1 protein-coding gene is annotated in these 655 nt (G+C 49.3%); it reads right to left on the bottom strand.

Annotated features, from left to right (window positions below; all coding sequences use genetic code 11):
- Window positions 1–4: 4 nt before the first annotated feature.
- A partial coding sequence (locus tag ACCI49_RS24980) for a hypothetical protein (RefSeq protein WP_371841966.1) occupies window positions 5–655 on the bottom strand: 651 nt, incomplete at its 5' end.

Below are 655 nucleotides of genomic sequence, written 5' to 3'. Positions count from 1 at the left end.
CTCCTCACACTGTATAAACTTCACGGCGCCGGGCGCTGGTAGTGCCTGGCTCTAAGTTATCAATACGGTCCTTCACCTCTTCTGCAGTTAAAGTGATTCGGCCTTTCTCTCCATAGGTTTTCGACCTGAGCACAACAGTGAGGCAAGAGCGGCTGCGCCATCCCCCGTCATGGGCGTATTTGTCGGCCGGGGCCAACTGATTCCAACTTTCTATGGTTACCCCAGGATGTTCTTTCGCAACCATACGGTGGTGAATATGCCCTATATCGATATAGCGATAGTTGGCTTCACCCCAATCCTGATTAAAGTCTGTGGCCATTACGTGGGCGAGCTGTGCGGGCTTGCACTTGTCACTGTGGTGGCACATCACAAAGGTATTCCCCATTCGATAGGGAATGAAAACCGAGGCGTTATCCAGGACCTGTAAGCGCTTGGTGTCCTGATACATATGTTTGAGAAATACCCGCATCCATACGTCATTGCTTCGGCTGTGGTTACCCTGGTTAACGATTACATCCACGTATTTGAATTTGCTAAGGGCCCTTTCAACTATGCTGCGCATTACTCGCGCATAGGTGTGTATCATTTTTTGATAGCGGCTATCAAAATCCAGGTCATGCCCTGATGATTCTGTTTTGGCACTGAAGGTTTCGTA

It is taken from the genome of Microbulbifer epialgicus, assembly GCF_041447265.1.
Lineage (GTDB): Bacteria > Pseudomonadota > Gammaproteobacteria > Pseudomonadales > Cellvibrionaceae > Microbulbifer > Microbulbifer epialgicus.
The sequence above is the reverse complement of the archived record's forward strand: the minus strand, read 5'-3'. Positions and strand labels throughout refer to the sequence as shown.